Origin of the sequence: Paraburkholderia sp., assembly GCF_034668105.1 — a bacterium.
Taxonomy (GTDB): Bacteria; Pseudomonadota; Gammaproteobacteria; order Burkholderiales; family Burkholderiaceae; genus Paraburkholderia.
Genome location: NZ_JAXDPY010000704.1, coordinates 1 through 23213, shown reverse-complemented (window position 1 = coordinate 23213; position 23213 = coordinate 1). Strand labels below are relative to the sequence as shown.

Annotated in this window: 22 protein-coding genes; 8 read left to right on the top strand and 14 right to left on the bottom strand. The window is 61.1% G+C overall.

Features of this window, described 5'->3' with window-relative positions; genetic code table 11:
* Positions 1-830 (bottom strand): RNA polymerase sigma factor region1.1 domain-containing protein (locus QOC89_RS31060; protein ID WP_323048543.1); only part of this gene is annotated, 830 nt, incomplete at its 3' end.
* Here QOC89_RS31060 and QOC89_RS31055 point away from each other — a divergent pair.
* The gene (locus QOC89_RS31055) at positions 829-1104 is read left to right on the top strand and encodes a DNA primase (protein WP_323048542.1); all 276 of its coding nucleotides are present in this window, start codon (positions 829-831) and stop codon (positions 1102-1104) included. The two genes, QOC89_RS31060 and QOC89_RS31055, sit on opposite strands and share 2 nt — an antisense overlap.
* 23 nt (positions 1105-1127) lie before the next feature.
* On the opposite strand, the gene dnaG is transcribed toward QOC89_RS31055, so the two are convergent.
* The 4 genes from dnaG to QOC89_RS31035 form a co-directional block, all read right to left on the bottom strand.
* A complete protein-coding gene (dnaG, locus tag QOC89_RS31050) occupies positions 1128-2993 on the bottom strand; it encodes a DNA primase (protein ID WP_323048541.1) in 1866 nt (621 codons plus the stop codon).
* A 78-nt stretch (positions 2994-3071) separates the two neighbouring features.
* Positions 3072-3518, bottom strand: a complete 447-nt coding sequence (locus QOC89_RS31045) for a GatB/YqeY domain-containing protein (RefSeq protein WP_323048540.1) — start codon at positions 3516-3518, stop codon at positions 3072-3074.
* A gap of 271 nt (positions 3519-3789) precedes the next feature.
* Positions 3790-4002 carry a 30S ribosomal protein S21 gene (gene rpsU / locus QOC89_RS31040; protein WP_120293500.1) on the bottom strand — a complete coding sequence of 71 codons (213 nt, stop codon included), beginning with the start codon at positions 4000-4002 and terminating at the stop codon, positions 3790-3792.
* 68 nt (positions 4003-4070) lie between these two features.
* Complete coding sequence (locus QOC89_RS31035; RefSeq protein WP_323048539.1) at positions 4071-5288, bottom strand: NAD(P)/FAD-dependent oxidoreductase; 1218 nt, start codon at positions 5286-5288, stop codon at positions 4071-4073.
* A gap of 120 nt (positions 5289-5408) precedes the next feature.
* Here QOC89_RS31035 and tsaD point away from each other — a divergent pair, with 120 nt between their 5' ends.
* Positions 5409-6437, top strand: a complete 1029-nt coding sequence (gene tsaD / locus QOC89_RS31030) for a tRNA (adenosine(37)-N6)-threonylcarbamoyltransferase complex transferase subunit TsaD (protein ID WP_323048538.1) — start codon at positions 5409-5411, stop codon at positions 6435-6437.
* Positions 6438-6511: 74 nt separating this feature from the next.
* On the opposite strand, the gene folE2 is transcribed toward tsaD, so the two are convergent.
* The 4 genes from folE2 to QOC89_RS31010 form a co-directional block, all read right to left on the bottom strand.
* Positions 6512-7318, bottom strand: coding sequence for a GTP cyclohydrolase FolE2 (gene folE2, locus QOC89_RS31025; protein WP_323048537.1), 807 nt, complete (start codon positions 7316-7318; stop codon positions 6512-6514).
* Between the two features lie 353 nt (positions 7319-7671).
* On the bottom strand, positions 7672-9579 hold the full coding sequence (gene dxs, locus QOC89_RS31020) for a 1-deoxy-D-xylulose-5-phosphate synthase (RefSeq protein WP_323048536.1): 1908 nt from the start codon (positions 9577-9579) through the stop codon (positions 7672-7674).
* Between the two features lie 85 nt (positions 9580-9664).
* Positions 9665-10546: a farnesyl diphosphate synthase gene (locus QOC89_RS31015; RefSeq protein WP_323048535.1), complete on the bottom strand. Its 882-nt coding sequence runs from the start codon at positions 10544-10546 to the stop codon at positions 9665-9667.
* A complete protein-coding gene (locus tag QOC89_RS31010) occupies positions 10543-10851 on the bottom strand; it encodes an exodeoxyribonuclease VII small subunit (RefSeq protein ID WP_179739329.1) in 309 nt (102 codons plus the stop codon). The genes QOC89_RS31015 and QOC89_RS31010 overlap by 4 nt, the downstream gene beginning before the upstream one ends.
* A 286-nt stretch (positions 10852-11137) precedes the next feature.
* Between QOC89_RS31010 and QOC89_RS31005 the strand changes: the two genes are divergently transcribed.
* Positions 11138-12244 (top strand): aromatic ring-hydroxylating dioxygenase subunit alpha, encoded by a 1107-nt coding sequence (locus QOC89_RS31005; protein WP_323048534.1) that lies wholly within the window; start codon positions 11138-11140, stop codon positions 12242-12244.
* A 209-nt stretch (positions 12245-12453) separates the two neighbouring features.
* Positions 12454-13323, top strand: coding sequence for a sulfurtransferase (locus QOC89_RS31000; protein ID WP_323048533.1), 870 nt, complete (start codon positions 12454-12456; stop codon positions 13321-13323).
* 147 nt (positions 13324-13470) lie between these two features.
* On the opposite strand, the gene QOC89_RS30995 is transcribed toward QOC89_RS31000, so the two are convergent.
* From QOC89_RS30995 to polA, 3 genes are all read right to left on the bottom strand, one after another.
* Entirely contained in the window at positions 13471-14343 is an 873-nt protein-coding gene (locus QOC89_RS30995; protein ID WP_323048532.1) for a dienelactone hydrolase family protein, read from the bottom strand.
* A 99-nt stretch (positions 14344-14442) separates the two neighbouring features.
* Positions 14443-15792 carry an NAD(P)/FAD-dependent oxidoreductase gene (locus tag QOC89_RS30990; RefSeq protein ID WP_323048531.1) on the bottom strand — a complete coding sequence of 450 codons (1350 nt, stop codon included), beginning with the start codon at positions 15790-15792 and terminating at the stop codon, positions 14443-14445.
* A gap of 176 nt (positions 15793-15968) precedes the next feature.
* A complete protein-coding gene (gene polA, locus QOC89_RS30985; protein ID WP_323048530.1) occupies positions 15969-18710 on the bottom strand; it encodes a DNA polymerase I in 2742 nt (913 codons plus the stop codon).
* A gap of 1 nt (position 18711) precedes the next feature.
* Between polA and QOC89_RS30980 the strand changes: the two genes are divergently transcribed.
* The 4 genes from QOC89_RS30980 (at position 18712) to QOC89_RS30965 (ending at position 21355) form a co-directional block, all read left to right on the top strand.
* On the top strand, positions 18712-19455 hold the full coding sequence (locus QOC89_RS30980) for a TIGR00730 family Rossman fold protein (RefSeq protein ID WP_093634992.1): 744 nt from the start codon (positions 18712-18714) through the stop codon (positions 19453-19455).
* 212 nt (positions 19456-19667) lie between these two features.
* Positions 19668-20237, top strand: coding sequence for a chromate transporter (locus QOC89_RS30975; RefSeq protein ID WP_323048529.1), 570 nt, complete (start codon positions 19668-19670; stop codon positions 20235-20237).
* Positions 20234-20764 carry a chromate transporter gene (locus QOC89_RS30970; RefSeq protein ID WP_323048528.1) on the top strand — a complete coding sequence of 177 codons (531 nt, stop codon included), beginning with the start codon at positions 20234-20236 and terminating at the stop codon, positions 20762-20764. The genes QOC89_RS30975 and QOC89_RS30970 overlap by 4 nt, the downstream gene beginning before the upstream one ends.
* A gap of 141 nt (positions 20765-20905) precedes the next feature.
* On the top strand, positions 20906-21355 hold the full coding sequence (locus tag QOC89_RS30965; protein WP_323048527.1) for a hypothetical protein: 450 nt from the start codon (positions 20906-20908) through the stop codon (positions 21353-21355).
* A gap of 517 nt (positions 21356-21872) precedes the next feature.
* Here the strand turns inward: QOC89_RS30965 and QOC89_RS30960 are convergent.
* Both QOC89_RS30960 and QOC89_RS30955 read right to left on the bottom strand, forming a co-directional pair.
* A complete protein-coding gene (locus QOC89_RS30960) occupies positions 21873-22625 on the bottom strand; it encodes a hypothetical protein (RefSeq protein ID WP_323048526.1) in 753 nt (250 codons plus the stop codon).
* A 1-nt stretch (position 22626) separates the two neighbouring features.
* On the bottom strand, positions 22627-23040 hold the full coding sequence (locus tag QOC89_RS30955) for a hypothetical protein (RefSeq protein WP_323048525.1): 414 nt from the start codon (positions 23038-23040) through the stop codon (positions 22627-22629).
* Positions 23041-23213: the final 173 nt, after the last annotated feature.

Sequence of the window (23213 nt, the reverse complement as noted above, 5' to 3'; positions counted from 1 at the left end):
TCGGAGACGAAGCCATCGACCACCTCGGAGATGGTCATTTCGCTCGCCGCGATGCGGTCGGCGTAAACCAGGATCTCGGCGATCGTCGTCGGCGACGCGCTGATCGCCAGCATCATCGCCTGGAGGCCGCCTTCGATGCGCTTGGCGATCTCGATTTCGCCTTCACGCGTGAGCAGCTCGACCGTGCCCATTTCGCGCATGTACATGCGGACAGGATCAGTGGTGCGGCCAAATTCGGAGTCGACGGTGGAGAGCGCGACTTCCGCTTCCTCTTCCACTTCGTCGTCCGACGAAGCAGCGGGCGCGTTGTCGTTCAACAGCAGCGTTTCAGCGTCCGGCGCCTGCTCGTACACAGCCACGCCCATGTCATTGAACGTGCTGATAATGCCTTCGATCGCCTCGGTCTCGGTGAAGTTGTCCGGGAGGTGGTCGTTGATTTCCGCGTACGTGAGGAAGCCGCGCTCCTTGCCGAGCTTGATCAGCGCCCGCAGTTTGGAGCGGCGCTCTTCGAGTTCCTCGACCGTGCCCGGCTGCGACGACGCAAACGCGTCTTTCAACAGCGCTTTTTCCTTAGCACGACGATCGCGAGCCTTGACCTTCTCCACCTTGCCCGGAACGGCAGCAGGGGTTTCTTCGGTTTGGGTTGCGTCGTCATCGACGGGTGTTTCGTTCAGCTTTTTCGTCATGGAGTTCGTCGTACCGGCTGTAGTCTCGACTCGCGGCTGTTGGACAACAGCCGGTTGAACCGTGGATACTGGAGTCTCACGCTCTGCCGCATCGTCCTGCGCGGCAGGCGCTTCCCTTGCGCTTCTGACACCTGGCCTTGTTATGGCCGGTGGTGGTACAGCTTTCGCCGCCCTGACCGGCTCCGCTCGCGCAGCGGAAGTGGTCGAGGGTTTCTTCCCGGCAGCAGGTGTGACGCTCGCGGCAGACGCTTTCCTGGGGGAAGCAGCTAACTTGGCCTCGGTGACCTTTCGGGTCGGTTCGTGCGAACCCGTGCCTGTTGCTTTTTTTCCGCCTGGTGTCTTTGCCATCGCAATCGCCTTTTCGCCTTTGCCAGGAAAACCATTGAAAAAACAAACCGCTACAAACCTTTTATTCTAGCACTTCGGCTTCCGCCACCTCGCTTACAGCCCGAGCTGGCGCTTCATTTCAGCCCGCTTCTGATTCAGGCTCGTCAACTCCGTGAACTCCTCCGGCGTGTGCCGGGATTGCCGCGAAAGCTGCTCGAGACGATCGCAGTAAGCGTCGTACCGCATCTTCAGAATCGCGGCTTTCAGCTCCTCTCCGACGATCCGTTCCTGCTCGCGCCGCTCCTCGATAACGGTCGCATCCTCCGGGTCCTTCAGTAGTAAATCCCGGACGTTTTCATCATAGTCTAGAATTTTGCGAAAGATTTCCTCGAAAGTTGGGGCATTTGCGCCGTTTCTCAATAGGTCGGACAGCAACTGAAACTCCGCCGAATCGCCCAGTGCGCGTGCATGCGTCGTCACTTCCTCGAACAATTCGCCATGCCGCGTGACGCTCAGAAGCGCCTGTTCGGCCTCCTCGTCGAGAACCGCCACCGTTCGCGGATACATCACCAGATTGCGCAGCGTCTTCTCTTCGATCCCGGTCACGCTGCGCCGGTCTTTGCGGGCCGGCGCGGAACGCGCAGCCGCCGCAATCCGGGCGTCGACTTCGCATAAAGCGGCGACTTCGTCGAACGGCACGTCGAGCCGGTCGGCGAACATATGCATGATCTGCGCGCGCAACGCATTCGCGGGCAGTTGCTGCAGCAGGGGCTTCGCATCGAACAGCGCGCGGGCCCGGCCTTCGGGCTGGTCCAGCTCCTTGCCGGCCAGCACCTCGTTCAGCATGAACTGCGACAGCGGCATGGCGCGCTCGACCTGTTCGGCGAACGCCTCCGTGCCGAATTCGCGCACATAGCTGTCCGGATCGTGCTCGGACGGCAAAAAGAGGAAGCGGATGGTGCGGTTGTCCGCCGCATGCGGCAAACAGGCATCCAGCGCACGGCGCGCGGCGCGGCGCCCGGCCGAATCGCCATCGAAACTGAAGATGACCGTATCGGTCTGACGCATCAGTTTCTGCACATGAATCGGCGTGCAGGCCGTGCCGAGCGTGGCCACCGCGTTCTGGAACCCCAATTGGGCCAGCGCGACCACGTCCATATAGCCTTCGACCACCAGCACATAATGCTGTTCGCGAATCGCCAGACGGGCCTCGAACAGCCCATATAGCTCGCTGCCTTTGTTAAATAGCGGCGTTTCGGGCGAATTCAAATATTTGGGCTCGCCGCCGTCCAGGACGCGGCCGCCGAAACCGATCACCTGGCCTTTGACATTGCGGATCGGGAACATGATCCGCTCGCGAAAGCGGTCGTACCGGCGATTCTGACCTTGCGCATCCGACTTTTCGCTGACGATCACGAGACCCGATTCGACCAGCGCGTCGTCCCGATAGTTGGGGAACGCGGGCTCGAGGTTCTGCCAGCCATCCGGTGCGTAGCCGAGGCCGAAGCGGGCGGCGATCTCGCCGGTCAGGCCGCGTTTCTTCAGATACTGGATCGCGACCGGCGCGCCGCGCAGCTGCTTGCGGTAAAAGTCGCACGCGGTCTGCATGACATCGGACAGCGCCGTGGTCACCGCCTTGGAGGCCGCCGGCGAATACCCGCCAGAACCGCCGCCATACCCTGGCGAAGGCTCGTTCGGCACAGTCAACCCGACCGATTGCGCGAGTTCGTTGACCGCCTCCGGGAACGTGGAGCCGACATGCTCCATCAGAAAGCCAATGGCCGTACCATGCGCACCGCAGCCGAAGCAGTGATAGAACTGCTTAGTCGGACTAACCGTAAACGAAGGACTTTTCTCGTTGTGAAACGGGCACAGCCCCATGAAGTTCGCGCCGCCCTTTTTCAGCTGCACATACCGGCCGACCACGTCGACGATATCGACGCGGTTGAGCAGGTCCTGCAGGAATGACGGTGGAATCACAGTGAATGACGCTACCTAAAAAGCTCAAGGCTGAGCGCGCCGTCGATCAACAGCGCGCGCAGACCGGAAATCCAGGAATTACTTCGCGAGCGCGGCTTTGACTTGCGCCGAAACGGCGGTCATGTCGGCACGGCCGGCCAGTTTCGGCTTGAGGACGCCCATGACCTTGCCCATATCCTGCGGGCCGGCGGCGCCAGTCTGCGCGACCGCGGCCTGCACTTCCGCAACGATCTCGGCTTCGGACATCTGCGCCGGCATATAGGCGGATAGGATGGCCAGTTCAGCCTTTTCCTTGTCGGCGAGATCCGTGCGGCCAGCGCCTTCAAACTGGCTGATCGAGTCTTTACGCTGCTTGATCATCTTGTCGATGACGGCGGTGATCGCCGTGTCGTCAAGGGTGACGCGTTCGTCGACTTCGCGTTGCTTGACCGCGGCCAGCAGCAGGCGGATCGTACCGAGCCGCTCGGTATCGCGCGCGCGCATGGCTGCTTTCATATCGTCGTTGATCTGGTCCCTGAGACTCATCACTCACCTGAATACGTTGAAATTTAAAAACCGGCCGCTAATCGACCAACATGCGACCAACCTGCCGACCCAATACGCCAGGTTCGCGCGCGGCATCCAACACAAACGCCCGCTTGGGACTGCTTCCTCAAGCGGGTTGGCGCAATTTTGCGTACTAGATGCGACCCTGCCGGCTGGCCCGAAGGGCCGTATTTTCCGTGACGGCACCTGCTGTGCCCTCACCGGTTGGATGTCGCCGCTCCGTTTGACGGAAACCGCGGCAACGCCAGAATCAGTAGAACTTCTTTGGCAGCATCTGGCCACGCAGACGCTTGAAATGACGCTTTACCGCAGCCGCCTTCTTGCGCTTGCGCTCGGCCGTAGGCTTTTCGTAAAACTCTCGAGCGCGAAGTTCCGTCAGCAACCCGTTCTTCTCCATCGTGCGCTTGAAGCGGCGCATGGCGACTTCAAACGGCTCGTTGTCTTTTACGCGGATGATCGTCATTTTTCAATAACGGACCTTTGTAAAGGTTCAGGAGTATAGCAGAGCTTTCTCACAAAGCTAACGCGCCGTCAAGCCCCTAAAACGTACTCCGCGGCCGCCTGGCCGGCCGCCACGCCGGAGGCCCATGCCCATTGAAAATTGTAGCCACCGAGCCAGCCGGTCACGTCGACCGCTTCGCCGATAAAGTACAAACCCGGCGTGCGGGCGCTCATCATCGTCGCCGATGAGAGCTCGCGTGTGTCGATACCACCGCGCGTGACTTCGGCCTTGCGGTAGCCTTCAGTGCCGTTCGGGGTGAGCGTCCAGCGCGACAAAGCCTCACCGACGCGGCGCAGCGTTTTGTCGGGCAAATCGGCGACGCGGGCCTCGGCAGGAACCTGATGGGTTTGCAGCCAGACATGGGCGAGCCGTTGCGGCACCCATTCCGAAAGCAGATTGGCGATCTGACGCCTGGTGCCGCTTTTGGCCTCCAGCAAGGCCGTCGTAGCGTCCTGCTCAGGCAGCAAGTTGATGTGAATCGGCTCGCCCGGTTGCCAGTAGCTCGAAATCTGCAGAACGCCGGGGCCCGACAGGCCGCGATGGGTGAGCAGCAGGTCTTCGTTAAATTCGGCGCCGGTCTTTTTATTGCCGGTCGCCAGTTGCACTTCCAGCGACACGCCGGAGAGCGCCGCGAACGGATCCCAGTCAGCCGGGGCGAAGGTCAGCGGAACCAGCGCGGGGCGCGTGTCGATCAGCTTGTGGCCGAATTGCTTGGCGAGGCGGTAGGCGAAGTCAGTAGCGCCAATCTTGGGAATCGACAGGCCGCCGGTCGCCACCACGAGCGCGCGGGCCGTGATCGGGCCCGAGTGGGTGCCCAGTGTGAATCGTCCTTCAGCGTCATGCCGCACCTGCTCGACCGCCAGCGGCGTGCGCCACGCAATGCGGCCCGCGTCGCACTCACTCTTCAGCACGTTGATGACCGCATCGCTCGATTGGTCGCAAAACAACTGCCCCTTGTGCTTCTCGTGCCACGTCACGTGATGGCGCTTGAGCAGCGCCATAAAATCACGTGGCGTATAGCGCGCCAGCGCCGAGCGGCAAAAGTGGGGGTTGGCCGACAGATAATTGGCCGGTCCGGCATACAGATTCGTGAAGTTGCACCGGCCGCCGCCGGAAATGCGGATTTTCTCCGCGAGGCGCTGCGAGTGGTCGATCAGCACCACGCGACGGCCGAGTTGCCCGGCCACGGCCGCGCACATCATGCCGGCCGCGCCTGCGCCGATCACTGCGATATCGAAGGATTCCATGGGGCCGCATTGTACCCGTGCGTCTGCGGCCCCCTGCCCGCGCTGCTATACTTTCAGGCTTGCCTTTTCACTTTTTGGGCGCCTTGGTCTTCACTCGCGCGCCTGCTCAAGCGACCCATCATGCTCGTTCTCGGCATCGAAAGCTCCTGCGACGAAACCGGTCTCGCGCTCTACGACACAGAGCGCGGCCTGCTCGCGCACGCGCTGCATTCGCAAATTGCGATGCACCGGGAGTATGGCGGCGTGGTGCCGGAACTGGCGTCGCGCGATCACATCCGCCGGGCGCTGCCGCTGCTCGAAGAGGTGATGGAGCGCGCCGGCACGCTGCGCGGCGATATCGACGCCATCGCCTATACGCAAGGCCCCGGCCTCGCAGGCGCGCTGCTGGTCGGCGCGAGCGTCGCCAATTCGCTGGCTATGGCGTGGGACAAGCCGACCATCGGCATTCACCATCTCGAAGGGCACTTGCTGTCGCCGCTGCTGGTGGACGAGCCGCCGCCGTTTCCGTTCGTGGCGCTGCTGGTGTCGGGCGGCCATACGCAGTTGATGCGCGTGACGGACGTGGGCGTCTACGAGACGCTCGGCGAAACACTGGACGACGCCGCCGGCGAAGCCTTCGACAAAACCGCCAAACTGCTGGGCCTCGGCTATCCCGGCGGCCCGGAAGTATCGCGGATGGCTGAATTCGGCACGCCCGGCGCGGTGGTTCTGCCGCGTCCGATGCTGCATTCCGGCGACCTCGATTTCAGCTTCAGCGGCCTGAAGACCGCGGTCCTCACGCATGCCAGGAAGCTCGGCGGCGCGAATATCTGCGAGCAGGCAAAAGCCGATCTCGCACGCGGATTCGTGGATGCTGCCGTGGAGGTCCTGGCGGCAAAATCGCTGGCTGCGCTCAAACGGACCAAGCTCAACCGGCTGGTCGTCGCGGGCGGTGTCGGCGCGAACCGGCAACTGCGCGAGGCGCTTTCAGCTGCCGCGAAGAAACGCAATTTCTTCGTGCATTACCCGGACTTGTCGCTGTGTACGGACAACGGCGCGATGATTGCACTGGCCGGCGCATTGCGGCTGCAACGCTGGCCCGATCAATCGGCCAAAGATTATGCGTTCACGGTGAAGCCGCGCTGGGATCTGACTTCGCTCGCACGCTGAACTTCAGCGGCGTGAGGTGTAAAAAAAGCCGCTCGAAAGAGCGGCTTTCTCATTCAGGCAACAAAACGCGCAATTCAGGCCGCCCGCTTATTCCGCTCGATCACTGCGTACGCGCTGTGATTGTGAATCGATTCGAAGTTCTCAGCTTCGAGCACGTAAGCGACGATGCGCTCGTCCGCGTTCAGACGCTGTGCGACATCGCGCACCAGGTCTTCGACGAACTTCGGATTCTCGTAAGCACGTTCGGTGACGAACTTCTCGTCCGGACGCTTGAGCAAGCCCCAAAGCTCGCACGAGGCCTCTTCTTCAGCGATGCGAACCAGTTCTTCCACTGCCACGTCGCCCGCCAGTTCGGCGTTGATCGTGACGTGCGAACGCTGGTTGTGCGCGCCGTACTGCGAAATCTTCTTCGAGCACGGGCATAGGCTCGTGACCGGCACCAGTACCTTCAGGAACAGGCGCGTCGTGCCGTTGCGAGTCTCGCCCGTCAACGTCACTTCGTAGTCGAGCAGACTTTGCACGCCCGACACCGGCGCGGTCTTGTTCACGAAGTACGGGAACGATACCTCGATGCGACCCGCCTCGGCCTCGAGCTTTTCGAGCATTGCGGCGAGCATGGTGCGGAACGTGGCCGCCTCGAGCGGCGCCTTGTTCTCTTCAAGCAACGCGACGAAGCGCGACATATGCGTGCCCTTCTGATCGGCCGGCAGATGCACGTCGAGATTCCATGTGCCGACCGTGGGCTGCACTTCGCCGCCTTGCGTGCGCACTGTCAGCGGATGGCGCACTGCCTTGACGCCGACGCGTTGAATCGGGATCTGACGCGTATCGAGCGTGCTCTGCACGTCGGGCATCACAAAGGCGGGGTTCATCTGGTTCATATTCTTGTCCTTTCAGGAAACCGCCGGGCGGCCCCAGGTTTTTCCGCTTCGCGGGAAGTCCCCACCCCGAAGGAAATCCCGCGCCCCGCAGGAAGTCCCCTTGGGGAATTGCCCCGTCCGGGGCCGTCGCGAAGCAACAGGTTTTGGGGTTCTCGGCGACCGCGCGGATCCGGCTGCGCAACGGCAAACGCCGGCCCCTGCCGGCGCTGGATGATGGACCCGAAGGTCCATCGATTCAAGTTGGAAATTGCTATGGCCGCGATCACCGCGGCAAAGCGCAAGTGGAGCAGCTGAACGACTCAGCCAGTCGGCGCGGAGTCAAGTAACGCAACCACGCGACTCGTGCGACTCAACTACGCGACGCGCTTCACCGAGGATTGACCGGCGACCGCGCCGCTGGAAAGAAAGCGCTCACGAATCGACTTGGCGATGCCCGCTGCGTCCAGACCACAGGCCGCGAGCAGCTTGCCCGGATCCCCATGATCGATGAAGCGATCCGGAAGGCCCAATTGCAGAACGGGCCGCATCACCCCACTCTCAAGCAGGGCTTCGACGCAAGCCGAACCCGCACCGCCCATCACGCAACCTTCTTCGACCGTGACGATGGCGTCGTGCGTTTCGGCCAGTTGGCGAACCAGTTCGGCGTCCAAAGGCTTCACGAAGCGCATGTTCGCCACCGTGGCGTCCAGTTGCTCAGCAGCCGCCAGCGACGGCGCGACCATTGTGCCGAACGCCAGGATCGCGATCCGCTTGCCGGCCGGTTGCGACGTCTCGCGACGAACCTCACCCTTACCGAGCGGCAGCGCCGTCATTTGCTTGACTGTTGCCACACCGGTGCCGGCGCCGCGCGGATAGCGCACCGCCGTCGGGTTCGGTTGCTGCAATGCGGTGTACAGCATCTGACGGCATTCGTTTTCGTCCGACGCCGCCATCACCGTCATGTTCGGGATGCAGCGCAGGAACGCCAGATCGTAGGCGCCCGCGTGCGTGGCGCCGTCCGCGCCGACCAGACCCGCGCGGTCGATCGCGAACACCACCGGCAGGTTTTGCAGCGCGACGTCGTGGATCAGCTGGTCGTAAGCGCGTTGCAGGAAGGTGGAGTAGATCGCGACCACCGGCTTCATGCCGTCCGCAGCCAGACCGCCGGCAAACGTCACCGCGTGCTGTTCGGCAATGCCGACGTCGAAGTAGCGGTCCGGGAAGCGCTTCTCGAACTCGACCATGCCCGAGCCTTCACGCATGGCCGGCGTGATGCCGATCACGCGCGCATCCAGCTCGGCCGCGTCACACAACCATTCACCGAACACTTGCGTGTAGGTTTTCTTCGACGGCGTGGCGGCGGGTTTGATGCCTTCAGCGGGATTGAACTTGCCCGGGCCGTGGTACAGCACCGGATCGGCTTCGGCCAGCTTGTAGCCCTGGCCCTTCTTCGTCACGACGTGCAGGAATTGCGGACCACGCAGTTCCTTGATGTTCTGCAGTGTCGGAATCAGCGAATCCAGGTCGTGACCGTCGATCGGGCCGATGTAGTTGAAACCGAACTCTTCGAACAGCGTGGCCGGCACGATCATGCCCTTGGCGTGCTCTTCGAGCTTGCGCGCCAGATCGAGCATAGGCGGTGCAACGCGCAACACGCGCTCGACGCCCGCACGCGCGGCAGCGTAGAAGCGGCCCGACATCAGGCGCGCCAGGTGACGATTCAGCGCGCCGACCGGCGGCGAAATCGACATGTCGTTGTCGTTCAGGATGACCAGCAGCGGCACGTCGTCTTCGACGCCGGCGTTGTTCATCGCCTCAAAAGCCATGCCGGCCGTCATTGCGCCGTCGCCGATCACGGCGATGCCCGTGCGGTTCTCGCCTTGCAGCTTGCTGGCGACCGCCATGCCGAGCGCGGCCGAGATCGAGGTGCTGGAATGCGCGGTGCCGAAGGTGTCGTATTCCGACTCGTCGCGCTTCGGGAAGCCCGAGATGCCGCCAAGCTGACGCAGTGTATGCATCTGGTCGCGGCGGCCCGTCAGGATCTTGTGCGGGTAGGTTTGATGGCCCACGTCCCATACGATCCGGTCGCGCGGCGTGTCAAACACATAGTGCAAAGCAATGGTCAACTCGACCGTGCCGAGGTTGGACGAAAGATGGCCGCCCGTCTGCGATACGCTGTCGAGCACGAAGGCACGCAACTCGTCGGCAAGCGGTTGCAATTGGCGGCGATCAAGGCGGCGCAAGGCTGCCGGGTCGTCGATGGTTTTCAGCAAGTCGTACATCGTCGTTCCATTGTAGGAAAACTTACGCGCCCGCACTTCATACATGCACCTCGAATCATGGATGCAAGGCGGCGGGCTTTCGCGTTTAGCTAACCCGGTTCACCACCAGGTCAGCCAATTCGGCAAGACGCTGCGCGCGCGCACCGAACGGCGCGATCGCAGCGTGGGCGTCGCTGCGCAGTTGCGCTGCGAGCGCCCGCGACGCATCTAGCCCAATAATCGACACGTAGGTCGGCTTGCCGTCCTTTGCGTCTTTACCTGCCGTCTTGCCGAGCGTCGCGGAATCGGTCGTGACGTCGAGAATATCGTCGACGACCTGAAACGCGAGGCCGACAGCGGCCGAATACACGTCGAGCGAACGCATGGCGTCCGCACCCGGCGTTTCGCCCGCCAGCGCGCCCATGCGTACCGCGGCACGCAGCAAGGCGCCGGTTTTCATCCGGTGCATGGTTTCCAGCTGCGTGCGCGTCAGCGTATGGCCGACGCTCGCCAGGTCGATGGCCTGACCGCCGCACATGCCGATCGAGCCGCTCGCCAAGGCCAGTTCGCGCACGAGCGATGCCTGTTGCGCCGGCGCCATCACATCTGCGGTCAGCGCGACGAACGCCTGCGATTGCAGCGCGTCGCCCACCAGCAATGCCGTAGCTTCGTCATATTTGACGTGTACCGTGGGTTTGCCGCGACGCAACGCGTCGTCGTCCATGCACGGCATGTCGTCGTGCACGAGCGAGTACACGTGGATCATTTCCAGCGCCGCCGCCGCCGCATCGAGGCACTCGGCGCGCGCGCCGGTCAGCTCGCCCGCCGCGTGGCACAGCAGCGGGCGCACCCGCTTGCCGCCGCCTAGCACCGCGTAACGCATGGCCTCATGCAGTTTGGCCGGCTCGGTTGCTTCCGTGGGCAGATAGTGTTCCAGTGCCGCTTCGACGCGCTCGAGCACCGAGCGTGTCCATTGTTCGAATGTCATAGGTCGTCCCCGCTTTCCGTAGCGGCTGTGCCTGCGCTATTCATAGGCAGCGGCTTGAGCGTCTCGCCGTCGAGCACGCGCACCTGCTGCTCGACCTTTTCGAGCTGCTGCTGGCAAAACGCCACGAGTGCCGCACCGCGCCGGTAGGCGCCGAGCGACTCCTCGAGGCTGAGATTGCCGCTTTCCATGCGCGCGACCAGCCCTTCCAGCTCCGCCTGGGCGGCCTCGTAGTTCTCGGGCAACGGCGTGGTATCGACGCCCTCAGCAGGCGCGGCAGCAGTATCTTTCGACGCGGTCTTCGCCATAAATAGTCGCAAAATTAAAACAAGTCGGACATTCTACGGCAAAAGAGACATTTCCGATCCGCCCACCGCCCTACACCTACCTTTGCCCTCCGCCCTGCACTAGCAGTCTCGCAGAAAAAAATCGATCGGTCTGCGGCGAAAAGCGTGAACTTCCTTGACATTTTTGACCCAAATCAGGCACTTAAGCGCCCCATGGAAGGGGAAACGGGTATAATCGCGGGCTCCCTAAATCGAATCCATCGATGGTTGGGTTGTTCACTGCTTTCACGTCTTCACGGGAGTGGGAATGTCCAATCTGAGCAATGCATTGCAGTTGCGGTCTGTCCACAGCCAGCTGCCAGTCACGGCTTACTTTGACGAAGCGCTTTTAACGCGCGAAATCGACACCCTTTTCAAGAAAGGTCCTCGCTACATCGGCCACGATCTCATGGTGCCCGAAGCGGGAAATTATTTTGCGTTGCCGAGCGAGAGCGAAGGGCGCGTGCTCGTCCGTAACCAGCAGTCGCAAGCCGAACTGCTGTCGAACGTGTGCCGCCACCGGCAAGCCATCATGCTCAACGGCCGCGGCCAGACGGAGAACATCGTCTGCCCCCTGCATCGCTGGACGTACAACCTGAACGGCCAGCTCCTCGGTGCACCCCATTTTGCTGATAACCCCTGCCTGAATCTCGGCGCCACGCCGCTGCAGAACTGGCAAGGCCTGCTGTTCGAAGCGCGGGGGCGCGAGGTTGCGCGCGATCTGGCAAAGCTGGGCACCAAACAACACTTCGATTTTTCGGGCTTCATGTTCGATCACGTCGAGGTGCACGAGTGCAACTACAACTGGAAGACCTTTATCGAGGTCTATCTGGAGGACTACCATGTCGCGCCGTTCCATCCCGGCCTTGGCAGCTTCGTCAATTGCGACGATCTGACGTGGGAATTCGGCGAGTGGTACAGCGTGCAGACGGTCGGCGTGCACAAGGATCTGGAGCAGCCGGGCAGTCCGACGTACCGCAAATGGCATGACGAAGTGCTGCGCTTTCGCGAAGGCAATCCGCCCGAGTTCGGCGCGATCTGGATGGTGTACTACCCCGGCATCATGATCGAGTGGTATCCGCACGTGCTGGTCGTGTCGTGGTTGATTCCGCGCGGCCCGCAGAAAACCACCAATGTGGTGGAGTTTTATTACCCTGAGGAAATCGCGCTGTTCGAACGCGAGTTCGTCGAAGCCGAGCGCGCCGCCTACATGGAAACGGCCCGCGAAGACGACGAGATCGCCGAGCGCATGGACGCAGGCCGTCGCGCGCTGATGGAACGCGGCGAATCTCAGGTCGGCCCGTATCAAAGCCCGATGGAAGACGGCATGCAGCACTTCCACGAGTTCCTGCGGCGCGAACTCGGCGCGATCTGATCCGCGCGGGCCGCGCGTGCTTCGTTCATGCTCCCATGCATCGGCGTTGAGCCGATCCCTGCACGAGTTGTGCACGAGTCGCCTCAAAGCATGGAAAGACGGGCTGCGGCCCGTCTTTTTTTGTTTAGACTAACAACATCGCCGGGCCATCCGCTCGCCGCGCCAAGCCGCCGGGCCGGAGCCGCAATCGCTCGTATCGAGGAGACGTTATGCCGCACACTCACTACACCACACTCATCTCCGCGACCAACCTCGCGGAGCGGCTGGCCGCCGCGCCGGGCAGCGTGTTCGTCATCGATTGCCGTTTCGATCTGGCCGACACCGAGGCGGGCGAAAAAGCCTATCTGGCCGGGCACTTGCCGGGCGCGCACTATCTGAACCTCGATCGCGACCTGTCAGGGCCGAAGACCGGCCACAATGGCCGCCATCCGCTGCCGGATCGTGCGCGGCTGGTGGAGACGCTGGAGTCGCGGGGGCTCAAACAGGGTCAACAGGTGGTCGCTTATGACGCGCAGGGCGGCATGTACGCCGCGCGCGCATGGTGGCTGCTGCGCTGGCTCGGCCATGACGCGGTTGCGCTGCTCGACGGTGGCTTGCAAGCCTGGCAGGCCGCCGGCCACCCGCTGACGCAAGACGTCCCGGCCCAGAATACCGGCGACTTCAATGCCGGCGCGCCGCTGTCCGTTACGGTCGACGCGCAGAGCGTCGAGCGCAATCTCGGCACGAAAGAGCACGTCGTGGTCGACGCGCGCGCCAACGATCGCTATCGCGGCGAGAACGAAACGCTGGATCGCGTCGGCGGCCATATTCCTGGCGCGCTCAATCGATTCTTCAAGGACAACCTCACGGCCGACGGCCGCTACAAGCCCGCACACACGCTGCGCGAGGAATTCCATGCGTTGCTGGGCGACACGTCGCCGGAACACGTTGTGCTGCAATGCGGTTCGGGCGTGACGGCATGCGTGAACGCGCTGGCAATGGAAATTGCCGGCATGCATGGCGCGGCGCTCTATGCGGGTTCGTGGAGCGAATGGAGTTCTGATCCGAAGCGGCCGGTTGCGACGGGGCCGAATCCTTAAGCCGATACGTCGAGCGGGCTGATTAGCGAAAAGGCCGTGGCCGCTGAAGAGCAGCCACGGCCTTTCAGCATTCACGCAACCGAGCGCGCCGGCACACTATAGTTCGTCAACGAAGATCGGACACGCTCGGCCCGGCAACGGAGTGACTCAAGCCACCCCATGCTGCTTGAACCACACCAGCACACGGCGCCAGCCATCTTCGGCGTCGGCCTTCTTGTAGCTCGGCCGGTAGTCCGCGAAAAACGCGTGGCCCGCGTCGTCATATACGACGAATTGCGATCCACGCCCTGCCTGCGGACCCTGCGCGATAGCCTGCTTCATCTGCTCGAGCGAGGCTTGGGGAATGCTCTGATCCTGCAAGCCATACAGCCCTAGCACCGGCGCATGCAGATCAGCCGCGCGATCGAGCGGGTTCGCCGGCGTCGTCGCACTGTGATCGCCACCGATCCGGCCGTACCATGCCGCCGCCGCCTTCAACCGGGGATTGTGCTCGGCATACAACCACGCGATGCGTCCTCCCCAGCAGAAACCATTCACGCCCAGCCGGTTCAGATCGCCACCGTGCGCGCCCGCCCACGCAACGGTGGCGTCGAGATCGCCCAGCGCCTGCTCGTCCGGCACCTTGCCAAGAATCCGGTCGTCGATCTGCTGAATGGTCGGCAGCACCGCCGGATCGCCCTCGCGGACGAACAGATCCGGCGCGATCGCCAGATAACCGAGCTTGGCAAAGCGCCGACACACATCGGCAATATGCTCGTGCACGCCGAACGCCTCATGGATCACGATGATCACGGGCAGATGCGTCTTGCCCTTCGGCTGCGCGCGATACGCCGGCACGAGCGTGTCGCCCGAATGCACGGCGATCTCACCGGCTTCGAGGCCGTCGCTATCGGTATGAATGGTTTGCGCCGACACCGGCAGCACAGCCGCCGCAAAACCAGTGCCGAGCGCGGCTTTGATGAACGTGCGTCGATTGAAAGGAACGTGCGGGACCAGGCTGTCGATGTCAGGTTTCAGCATGCGGCACTCCTCGAATGCAGGTTGGAGGCAACAGGATACGCTTCACCGGCATCCTGTTGCAGATGCAACCTTTTCGAGCAGTTGACCGTCAGTTGACCGTCAGTGCAGCTTGACACGCGGCAGCGTGGTGCGCCGCAACCAGTGCGCGAAGGTGTCGAGCACCATTCGCGCGTAGCCGTGCAGCGCGGCGATATGCAGCCGGTACAGCGACATGTACATGAAGCGCGCGAACAGCCCCTCGATCAGCATATTGCCGCCGATCACGCCGCCCATCAGGTTGCCGACCGCGCTGAAGTGCCCGAGCGACACCAGCGAGCCGAAGTCGCGGTAGGTAAATTCGGGCAGCGGCTTGTTGTCGAGCCTCGCGGCAAGCGCCTTCATCAGAAAGCTTGCCTGCTGGTGAGCCGCTTGCGCACGCGGCGGTACGTTGCGTTCGTTGCCCGGCCATGGACAAGCCGCGCAATCACCGAGCGCGAAGACGTTGTCGTCGATTTCGGTCTGCAGCGTGCGGCGCACGATGAGCTGCCCCAGACGATTGACCGGCAGGCCGTCGAGCTCACTCAGGATGGCGGGCGCCTTGATGCCCGCCGCCCACACCGTCAGATCGGCGCGCACGGTTTTACCGCTGGCCGTGCGAATCATGCCGGGCGCGACCTCGGCCACGGTCTCGCCGGTCATCAGCTTCACGCCGAGCTTGGTGAGCAGTTCGGCGGTGGCCGTCGACACACGCTCCTGCAAGGCCGGCAAAATGCGCGGCCCCGCCTCGATCAGCACGATGCCGACGTCATGCCGCGGATCGAGCTTATGCAAGCCATACGCGGACAACACCTGCGCCGTATTGCGCAACTCCGCCGAGAGTTCGACGCCTGTCGCACCGCCACCGACGATCGCCACCTGAATGCGCGGCTCGGCAGAAACCGACGTACCCGGCCCCGATTCGACCGGCTCATGCACCTGATGCTCCGCGCGCATGCAGGCCGCTATCAGCCGCTTGCGGAAGCGCTCCGCCTGACTGACCGTATCGAGCGCCAGGGAGAACTCCGGCGCGCCCTTCACACCGAAGAACGCCGTGGTGCTGCCGATCGCGATGATCAGCGTGTCGTATTCGAGTTCGCGCTGGGGCAGCAGTTCGGCGCCGTCGTCGTCGAGCACGGTGCCGAGCGTGAGACGTTTGGCCGTACGATCGAGGCCCGTCAGCTCGCCCTGCTGGAACTCAAAGCCGTGCCAGCGCGCTTGCGCCGCATATTCGAGTTCCTGGGTGAACGGGTCCATGCTGCCGGCGGCCACTTCATGCAGCAGCGGCTTCCAGATATGGGTTGGATTACGGTCGACGAGCGTCACTTGCGCGCGCACACCGCCTTTGTTCTTGCGGGGTGCATAGCGGTCGCCTAAGCGCGTTGCCAGCTCCAGGCCCCCCGCGCCCCCGCCAACGACGATAAATCGATGCATTGAACTCTCCGTATTTGCCGATAGGTTATGCGTGGCGATGGCGCGCTTTCATATGAAGCGCGCTCTGTCTGTTCTATCGATTGTCCGCGAGCGGCACGGGTTGTCACAAGCCATCAATACGCATATGTGACCAGGGTGCGACGTTATGGCCTGGCACGCACCCGGTCACATGCCAGTCAATGCGCCTCTTCCCAGTTCAGGCCGGCGCCCACTTCAGCGACCAGCGGCACCTTCAGCGCGGCCACACCGCACATCAGTTCCGGCAGGCGCTTGCGTACGTCGGACAATTCCGCGTCCGGCACTTCGAGAATCAGTTCGTCGTGCACCTGCATGATCATGCGCGTCCCGACCTTCGACTCTTCGAGCCACTTCTGCACCGCGATCATCGACAGCTTGATCAGGTCGGCGGCCGTGCCTTGCATCGGCGCATTGATTGCCGCGCGCTCTGCCGCCTGACGGCGCGGACCGTTGCCGCCGTTGATCTCCGGCAACCACAGGCGACGGCCGAACGCCGTTTCCACGTAGCCCTTGGCCTTCGCGCTCAGACGCGTTTCGTCCATATAACGTGCGACGCCCGGATAACGCGCGAAGTAGCGGTCGATATACAGCTTGGCCGCGTCGCGCGTAATGCCGAGGTTCGCGGCGAGACCAAACGCGCTCATGCCGTAGATCAGGCCGAAGTTGATGACCTTCGCCACCCGCCGCTGATCGTTCGACACTTCGAGCGGCGTCACGCTGAAAATTTCCGCCGCGGTGGCGCGGTGAATGTCTTCACCTTGCGAAAATGCACGCAACAAGGATTCGTCGCCGGAGATGTGCGCCATGATGCGCAACTCGATCTGCGAGTAGTCGGCGGAGACGAGCTTGTGTCCCGGCGGCGCGATGAACGCCTCGCGGATGCGGCGGCCTTCGCCGGTGCGCACGGGGATGTTCTGCAGGTTCGGATCGTTCGACGCCAGCCGGCCTGTCACCGCCACCGCCTGTGCGTAGTTCGTATGCACACGGCCCGTTTGAGCATTGACCATGCGCGGCAGCTTGTCGGTGTAGGTCGATTTCAGCTTCGACAAACCGCGGTGTTCGAGCAGGATCTTCGGCAGCGGATAGTCTTCGGCGAGCTTTTGCAGCACTTCTTCGTCGGTGGACGGCGCGCCGCTCGGGGTCTTCTTGACCACCGGCAATTCGAGCTTCTCAAAGAAGATCTGACCGATCTGCTTGGGCGAACCAAGATTGAATTCGCCGCCGGCCAGCACGTACGCTTCGCTTTCCAGCTGGATCAGACGCGTGGCGATTTCGCTGCTTTGCGCGCGCAGCTTATCGGCGTCGATCAGCACGCCCGTGCGCTCCATCTTGCGCAGTACGCGCGAGGTCGGCACTTCGATGCCGCGATACACATAGTCGAGCGTTTTCTCCGCGGCCACCTGCGGATACAAGGCCTGATGCAGACGCAACGTGATGTCGGCGTCTTCCGCGGCATATTCGGCGGCCTGCTCCAGCGCGACTTCGTCGAATCCGATCTGCGACGCGCCTTTGCCCGCCACCTCTTCGTACTTGATCGTCTTGATGCCGAGATGGCGCAGCGCGAGGCTGTCCATGTCGTGCGTGCGATGCGATTCGACCACGTACGATTCCAGCAGCGTATCGTGCTCGACGCCGCGCATTTCGATGCCGTAGTTCGCCAGCACCTGCTCGTCGTACTTCATATGCTGGCCGACCTTCTTGTGCTCGGCGCTTTCCAGCCACGGCTTGAGCTTCGCGAGCACTTCGTCGCGCGGCAGTTGCACCGGTGCGTCCGGGCCGCGATGCGCGAGCGGCACATAAGCAGCATGACCCGGCTCGACCGAAAACGACAATCCGACGATTTGCGCCGTCATCGGATCGAGCGAGGTGGTTTCCGAATCGAACGCGGTCAGCTCCGCGGCATTGATCTTCTCGAGCCATGCATCGAACTGCTCCCACGTCTGCACGGTGTCGTAGTGGCGTTCGTGATCCACGCTGAGCGCCGGCGGCACATCGGTCTCGGGGCCTTCCACCGCGTCCGCGATTTCCACTTCGCGCAGCCAGGTCTTGAAACCGTGGCGCGTGAACACGTCGCGCAATTCTTCACGCGATTCCGGCCGGCTTTGCAGGCTTGCTTCGATCGACTCGATATGGCCGGTCAGATCGCAAGCGCGCTCGACGGTGACGAGTTTCTTCGCCATGGGCAGAAAATCGAGCGCACGTCGCAGATTGTCTCCTACCGCACCTTTGATCTCGTCCGCATGTGCGACGATGCCATCGAGGGTTTCGTACTGCGTGAGCCATTTGATCGCCGTTTTCGGCCCGCACTTCTCGACGCCAGGCACGTTGTCGACGGTATCGCCGATCAACGACAGGTAGTCGATGATGCGCTCCGGCGGCACGCCGAACTTGGCGATCACGCCTTCGCGGTCGAGCTTCTCGTTCGTCATCGTATTGATGAGGGTGACATGATCCGACACAAGCTGCGCCAGATCCTTGTCCCCAGTCGACACGATCACATTCATGCCGCGTTTTTCGGCTTCGGTGCTGAGCGTGCCGATCACGTCGTCGGCTTCCACACCTTCGATCATCAGAAGCGGCCAGCCGAGCGCGCGCACAGCGACGTGAATCGGCTCGATCTGACGCGAGAGATCGTCCGGCATCGACGGACGATTCGCCTTATAGTCGGCATACCAGTCGTCGCGAAACGTTTTGCCCTTGGCGTCGAACACGCACACGCTATACTCTGCTGTGACTTCCTTGCGCATGCGGCGCAGCATGTTGATCATCCCGTAGAGCGCACCCGTTGGGCCGCCTTCGGGCCCGCGCAAATCGGGCATCGCATGGTAGGCCCGGTACAGGTAACTCGAACCGTCGACCAATAGCAGGGTCTTACCTTCAAGGCTTCGTTCTTCAGGCATTATGACTAAGAGAAAAGTGATTCCGAGTCTGCGATCGCTCGCAGATCAAGAGCGCGCAACGGCTAAGAAGGCCCGCGCATCGTGGCAGATGTTCACGATTATGGCAGAGTTTATCGAGGCGACCGAGTACCTCTCGGAGATTCGCCCGGCTGTCAGCATCTATGGTTCAGCGCGCCTGAAACCGAACTCGCCTTACTACAAACTCGCCACGCAAATCGCGCGCAAGCTGTCGGACGCAGGCTTCGCGGTGATCTCGGGCGGCGGCCCCGGCATCATGGAGGCGGCCAACAAGGGTGCCCATGCCGGCAAAGCTCCGTCGGTCGGCCTGAACATCGAGCTGCCGCACGAGCAATCGGGCAATCAGTGGCAGGACATTTCGCTTCGCTTCCGCCATTTCTTCACGCGCAAGGTCACGTTCGTGAAGAACTCGGACGCGGTGATCGTGATGCCCGGCGGCTTCGGCACACTAGATGAACTCGCCGAAGTCCTCACGCTGATTCAAACCAAGAAGTCGCGCCACGTGCCGATCATTCTGGTGGGCGGCGAGTTCTGGGAAGGCCTGCTTGCATGGTTCAAGAATTCGCTCACGCCGATGGGCCTGATCAATCCGACGGACATGGACCTGATGCAGGTAATCGACGATCCGGATCAGGTGCTCGAAGCGGTACTGAAGTTCTATGAAGACCGGGAAGAAACCGAGCCGCATCCGGCCAAGTCGGATGAAGACCGGATGTTCTATCTGTGATGCCGGCGCTTCGCGCATGGTGCGTGGAGCCCGGTGAACGTGCGGTGTTCGATACTTTGCAGAAGCGCGCTTCAAAGGCGCGCAACGCCTGAGATAGAGGAAGATTGCCGGCCACGCTTGTGATTTGAGGTCACAAAGGCGGGCCGAAAAATCGTTTTGCTCGCCGCCGGTTAGGCGCTACCCTCCTGAGCTTGACCCGCAAGCTCAACGATATGGATCACGATCTCACCTCATCCGAGCCCGCTCTCGCGCCCTCTCCCACACTACGAGAAATTTTTGGCGGCTTTCTTGGTCTCGGGCTGATCTCGTTCGGCGGCGCGCTGCCGCTGGCGCGACGCGCGCTGGTCGAGCGGCGGCGTTGGCTGACCGGCGCTGAATTCACCGACTTGCTCGGCCTCTGCCAGTTCTTGCCGGGTGGCAATGTGATCAACCTGTCAGTCGCGCTCGGGATGCGCTTTCGCGGCGTGCCGGGTGCGTTGGCGGGTTTGCTCGGGTTGATCGCGGGGCCTTCACTGGTCGTGATCGGCCTTGGCGTGCTTTACGAACACACGCAACACGACCCGCATGTTCGTCATCTGTTTGCCGGTCTCGCGGCCGCGGCGTCCGGCCTGCTGATCTCGATGGCCGTCAAGATCCTGCTGCCCTTGCGCAATAAGCCGATGGCCGCACTCATCGCGGTACTCGGCTTCATCGCGATCGCTATCATGCGCCTGCCGCTTCTGCCTACGATGCTGGTGCTCACGCCGCTCAGCATCTACATCGCGTCGAGGACCGCACGATGAACGACACGCTCATTTCTCTTGCCGTCATTTTCAGTCAGCTTTCGCTGCTCGCGTTCGGCGGCGGCAACACCATTCTTCCGGAGATGCAGCGTCAGGTGGTGGACGTGCATCACTGGATGCCGGCTAGCGAATTCAGCGCGCTGTTCGCGCTCGCACAAGCGGCGCCTGGGCCGAATCTGATGATCGTGACGCTGATCGGTTGGCATGTGGCGGGTTGGGCCGGGATGCTGGTGACCTCAGTGGCCAAGTTCGGGCCGTCGTCGCTCGTGACGATACTCGCGCTGCATGCGTGGGACCGGTTCAAGGACCGTCCGTGGCGGCGTTATGCGCAACTGGGGCTGGTGCCGGTGACGGCCGGGATTGTGGCGGCGAGCGCGGCGTTGATCGCCGAGACGTCGAATCCGACGGCGATTGCATGGGCGATCACTGCTTTTACTGCTGTTATGGCGTTGAAGACGCGCGTGCATCCGCTGTGGTTGCTGGCGGCTGGCAGTTTGATTGGGTTGACGGGGTTGGGGCAGTTTTGAGATTTTGAAGGAACCAACAGCGTCTTTGGTCTGAAAGACGCGCATTGACGAACGCACAAAGAGCCCAAAAGCCGTTCGGACGATGTTTCGAGATAAGCAGCACGGCTATGCTTATAGATTCAGCTATTGCGCCATCTGCTTATGACCTACCGCGCCACTACCGTCACGCTTGAAAACTTCGGCGGGATAGTCGCCCAAAAAGACAAATATGACATGAGAACAGTCGGAGTGGCCTTTAACGTCACAGTGGCAGGTAAACGTCAGTACGCTGTACAAATGCGCGGCGCGCCTCGACTTGAAAACGGTATGGTAGTGACGGCTGTACTGCGTGATACGGATAACTGGCAAACACTCGTGGGATGGTTAAACCACTCCACGGGCGAGATTTGCGGCGTCGATTCGCCCGAGATTTGCTTCTGGTGGTTTGTCGCTGGCATCCTGATGTCGGCACTGCTTTACCTTGAATCCATACACAGCAGCGACGCCGGTGCGCGTGTCGTAGTTTGGAGTGTTATGGTCGTAGCGATGAACGCGTGGACGCTATTCTCCTGGCGGAGGTCGGCGAAGGTCTACAGGTTGCTGAAACCTTAAATGTCTGGGTAATTTCGAAGTCATACAATGGCTGTAGTGAAAATTTCTACCATCACTTACCGCGCAATGCGGTAAGTGATGGTAGAAGAGAAAGGCCGTTTATTCGGCATTCATTAAAGCCACTGCAAACCGTCGCCGGTGGTAGTCGTTTCTATCCAATCTTTCATCGCCTTGCGCCGCAATATGAACAGCGCCGCGAGTCGGAGCCACACACTAAGGGTAATTAACGCGATAGCCCACAATCCCAGTGCTTGCAAATATGGGTGGCCAAACATAGCCCATACAAGCGCAAAGGCCCCAATCCACTTAAGCAGATCGTAAGCCCATCTCCGCCTCTTTATTCCATATACAAGCGCTAGGGGATTCGCCACCAGACTTGCGAACACAGCCAGACACCCTTCCCACGGTAGGACGCTGGATTGAAGCAAACCAATCTCCACCCCAGCCTCGCACAGGAAGGCGAGAAAGAATCCAATAAGTGAAACCCGAATACAGCGAGGCATTACTTTCATAGCCATCAGAATTTTACGTTCTTGCAATAATCCATTCCACTAACTATATCGCTCCAGCCCTGCTCAACACTTAGATATCGGCAGTAGTTCTCTTTGTATTGGTCCTCGTTGACTGGCGTGAAGCTACCCGGAACTGGGGTCGCTATAGGCCTCAAGCCTGTACCCAAAATACCCTTATCGCTTAGACAAACGAACAACCCCTTTTGCGTCAATATTTCGTCGTATGACGCAAGGACGTACCCACTCCCAGTTTGGAGACTTGACCAATAAAGCGAGGCACTAGCAACCGATACAGGTTGCGAGATTTGCAGCAGATTTGACATATAATTACCTAACCATATTTTGGCAGAGTTTATATAGGGCTGGAAGGCAGATTGCAAGTCGGCAGCCAGCGCCAGTCCGCCGATTACTGCTGCGACGCCAGGACCGATTTCAGCTAAAGCAAGCACTGTCACTACGATCAATCCGGCGGAGCTGATAATGGTCAGCACATCGTTTGTTTGGACTCTCTTATCCGGATCTTTCCAATCTGCCACAACCCTTATTAATACAGACGTCGCATTCATCAGGTTTGTCTGAATACGTATTGGTTGCAGCATCGGAGTGACATTTGTTATGGTCGCAACGACGTTGGTGCCATTCTGCATAAGCGACAGTGAGTCATTCGGGCTATGGACTGCGGACATCAACGCTTGAAAAGTAGTCATCGAATTCGAACCGCTTTCTACGAACTGAAACACCATTTCTACTTTTGCCATTTTATTCAGCCTTTGACTCTGTATTCCAAGGAGCAATCGAATTCACTGAGGAACGGACGGACGGCGCAGTAGACGGACTCGATCCGACGACATAGCGGTAATAGAGTTGTGTATTGCCTGTTTTGGGCACGTACACCGTCTGGGCGATAAATGATTTTGTCTTTGTGAGAACGACAGGCAGGACATCAATAATCTGCGAAAACCCTTTATCCGTCGCCACTTGGAGACTCGCCGCAATATCACTGTTCGGGTCTTCAAAATTTATGATACGCACCCAGAATATCCATGACCCGTCATCGCGCCTCAATGCAGTCGCGCCGTTTGTCAGCTCATATCCGTGCGGCGAAGTGGCTGTCATTTGGGGGGATGGCGGTGCCGCCTTTGCGATTTGATATGTGATGCCAATAAGAGACAATGCACTCGTTCGCAGAAATAATCGCCTGGTAGTCATCGTGTTTTATTTAGTGGATATCGTTGTTATCGGATGTAGCTTTCACTACATACAAAATGTATTGTTCCAGACGATATAACGCACATCAGATAATTCCGAAAAATTATCGTTATTTCGATGAATACCTTGACGATTTA

Bases quoted from the DNA above. Each gene is read 5' to 3' on its own strand.
- QOC89_RS31055 (WP_323048542.1), top strand. From the start codon at position 829: ATGGCCGGTGGTGGTACAGCTTTCGCCGCCCTGACCGGCTCCGCTCGC.
- QOC89_RS31045 (WP_323048540.1), bottom strand. From the start codon at position 3,518: ATGAGTCTCAGGGACCAGATCAACGACGATATGAAAGCAGCCATGCGC.
- rpsU (WP_120293500.1), bottom strand. From the start codon at position 4,002: ATGACGATCATCCGCGTAAAAGACAACGAGCCGTTTGAAGTCGCCATG.
- QOC89_RS31035 (WP_323048539.1), bottom strand. From the start codon at position 5,288: ATGGAATCCTTCGATATCGCAGTGATCGGCGCAGGCGCGGCCGGCATG.
- tsaD (WP_323048538.1), top strand. From the start codon at position 5,409: ATGCTCGTTCTCGGCATCGAAAGCTCCTGCGACGAAACCGGTCTCGCG.
- folE2 (WP_323048537.1), bottom strand. From the start codon at position 7,318: ATGAACCAGATGAACCCCGCCTTTGTGATGCCCGACGTGCAGAGCACG.
- dxs (WP_323048536.1), bottom strand. From the start codon at position 9,579: ATGTACGACTTGCTGAAAACCATCGACGACCCGGCAGCCTTGCGCCGC.
- QOC89_RS31015 (WP_323048535.1), bottom strand. From the start codon at position 10,546: ATGACATTCGAACAATGGACACGCTCGGTGCTCGAGCGCGTCGAAGCG.
- QOC89_RS31010 (WP_179739329.1), bottom strand. From the start codon at position 10,851: ATGGCGAAGACCGCGTCGAAAGATACTGCTGCCGCGCCTGCTGAGGGC.
- QOC89_RS31005 (WP_323048534.1), top strand. From the start codon at position 11,138: ATGTCCAATCTGAGCAATGCATTGCAGTTGCGGTCTGTCCACAGCCAG.
- QOC89_RS31000 (WP_323048533.1), top strand. From the start codon at position 12,454: ATGCCGCACACTCACTACACCACACTCATCTCCGCGACCAACCTCGCG.
- QOC89_RS30995 (WP_323048532.1), bottom strand. From the start codon at position 14,343: ATGCTGAAACCTGACATCGACAGCCTGGTCCCGCACGTTCCTTTCAAT.
- QOC89_RS30990 (WP_323048531.1), bottom strand. From the start codon at position 15,792: ATGCATCGATTTATCGTCGTTGGCGGGGGCGCGGGGGGCCTGGAGCTG.
- polA (WP_323048530.1), bottom strand. From the start codon at position 18,710: ATGCCTGAAGAACGAAGCCTTGAAGGTAAGACCCTGCTATTGGTCGAC.
- QOC89_RS30980 (WP_093634992.1), top strand. From the start codon at position 18,712: ATGACTAAGAGAAAAGTGATTCCGAGTCTGCGATCGCTCGCAGATCAA.
- QOC89_RS30975 (WP_323048529.1), top strand. From the start codon at position 19,668: ATGGATCACGATCTCACCTCATCCGAGCCCGCTCTCGCGCCCTCTCCC.
- QOC89_RS30970 (WP_323048528.1), top strand. From the start codon at position 20,234: ATGAACGACACGCTCATTTCTCTTGCCGTCATTTTCAGTCAGCTTTCG.
- QOC89_RS30965 (WP_323048527.1), top strand. From the start codon at position 20,906: ATGACCTACCGCGCCACTACCGTCACGCTTGAAAACTTCGGCGGGATA.
- QOC89_RS30960 (WP_323048526.1), bottom strand. From the start codon at position 22,625: ATGGCAAAAGTAGAAATGGTGTTTCAGTTCGTAGAAAGCGGTTCGAAT.